The sequence below is a fragment of the Trebonia sp. genome (assembly GCF_049794275.1).
GTDB lineage: Bacteria > Actinomycetota > Actinomycetes > Streptosporangiales > Streptosporangiaceae > Trebonia.
Genome location: NZ_JBARCR010000108.1, coordinates 1 through 2,032 on the forward strand (window position 1 = coordinate 1; position 2,032 = coordinate 2,032).

Annotated in this window: 1 protein-coding gene and 1 pseudogene; both read right to left on the minus strand. The window is 66.1% G+C overall.

Annotated features, from left to right (window positions below; all coding sequences use genetic code 11):
- Nucleotides 1–1,671, minus strand: a pseudogene (locus tag WA805_RS02815) (DNA-directed RNA polymerase subunit beta'); the annotation flags it as partial.
- Between the two features lie 22 nt (nucleotides 1,672–1,693).
- A partial coding sequence (locus WA805_RS02820) for a hypothetical protein (RefSeq protein WP_425241580.1) occupies nucleotides 1,694–2,032 on the minus strand: 339 nt, incomplete at its 5' end.

Here is a 2,032-nt window from a genome sequence, read left to right on the forward strand (position 1 = left end):
GATCCGCGCCTCGGCCTGCGCCTCGGCGGACAGCGGCAGGTGCACCGCCATCTGGTCGCCGTCGAAGTCCGCGTTGAACGCGGTGCAGACCAGCGGGTGGATCTGGATCGCCTTGCCCTCGACCAGCTGTGGCTCGAAGGCCTGGATGCCCAGCCTGTGCAGCGTCGGCGCCCGGTTGAGCAGCACCGGGTGCTCGGTGATGACCTCTTCGAGGACGTCCCACACGACCGGCTTGGCCCGCTCCACCATCCGCTTGGCGGACTTGATGTTCTGCGCGTGGTTCAGGTCGACCAGGCGCTTCATCACGAACGGCTTGAACAGCTCCAGGGCCATCTGCTTGGGCAGGCCGCACTGGTGCAACTTGAGCTGCGGGCCGACGACGATCACTGACCGGCCCGAGTAGTCGACGCGCTTGCCAAGCAGGTTCTGGCGGAACCGGCCCTGCTTGCCCTTGAGCATGTCGCTCAGCGACTTCAGCGGGCGGTTGCCAGGCCCGGTGACCGGGCGGCCGCGGCGGCCATTGTCAAACAGGCTGTCCACGGCCTCCTGGAGCATCCGCTTCTCGTTGTTCACGATGATCTCGGGCGCGCCGAGGTCGAGCAGCCTCTTCAGCCGGTTGTTCCGGTTGATGACCCGTCGGTACAGGTCGTTGAGGTCGCTCGTGGCGAACCGGCCACCGTCGAGCTGGACCATCGGCCGCAGGTCCGGCGGGATCACCGGGATGCAGTCGAGGACCATGCCCATCGGCGAGTTACGGGTGTTCAGGAACGCGGACACGACCTTGAGCCGCTTGAGCGCGCGGGCCTTCTTCTGGCCCTTGCCCGTGCGGATGGTCTCTCGCAGGTCGTTGGCCTCGGCGTCCAGGTCGAAGGTCGCGAGCCGGTCCTGGATGGCCTGGGCGCCCATGCCGCCGCGGAAGTACCGGCCGAACCGGTCCCGCATCTCGCGGTAGAGCAGCTCGTCGCCCTCCAGGTCCTGGACCTTCAGGCCCTTGAACCGGGACCACACCTCGTCGATCCTGTCGATCTCCTTGCCGGCGCGGTCGCGGATCTGCTTCATCTCGCGGTCGGCGGACTCGCGGACCTTGCGCCGCGCGTCCCCCTTCGCCCCGGACGCCTCGAGCTCGGCCAGGTCGCCCTCGAGCTTCTTCTGCCTGGTCTCGATGTCGTTGTCGCGGCGCTGCTCGAGCTGCGTCCGCTCGACCGTGATCCGCGCCTCGAGCGACGGCAGGTCGCGCTGGCGCGCCTCGTCGTCGACGTACGTGATCATGTAGGCGGCGAAGTAGATGACCTTCTCCAGGTCCTTCGGCGCCAGGTCGAGCAGGTAGCCGAGGCGGCTCGGCACACCCTTGAAGTACCAGATGTGCGTGACCGGCGCGGCCAGCTCGATGTGCCCCATCCGCTCACGCCGCACCTTGGCGCGAGTGACCTCGACGCCGCAGCGCTCGCAGATGATGCCCTTGAACCTGACCCGCTTGTACTTGCCGCAGTAGCACTCCCAGTCCCGGGTCGGGCCGAAGATCTTCTCGCAGAAGAGCCCGTCCTTTTCCGGCTTGAGGGTGCGGTAGTTAATGGTCTCCGGCTTCTTCACTTCGCCGTGTGACCACTGCCTGATGTCCTCGGCGGTGGCGAGGCCGATGCGGAGGTCGTCGAAGAAGTTGACATCTAGCATGTGCGGTATTCCCCCTTCTTGATCAGACCTCTTCGACACTGCTCGGCTCGCGCCGGGACAGGTCGATGCCGAGTTCCTCGGCTGCGCGGAAGACATCCTCGTCGGTATCGCGCATCTCGATCGCGGCGCCGTCGCTCGACAGCACCTCGACGTTGAGACACAAAGACTGCATTTCCTTGATCAGCACCTTGAATGATTCCGGGATCCCCGGTTCTGGGACGTTCTCGCCCTTGACGATGGCCTCGTAGACCTTGACCCGGCCCAGAATGTCGTCCGACTTGATGGTGAGCAGCTCCTGCAGGGCGTAGGCGGCGCCGTACGCCTCCAGCGCCCAGACCTCCATCTCACCGAACCGCTGGCC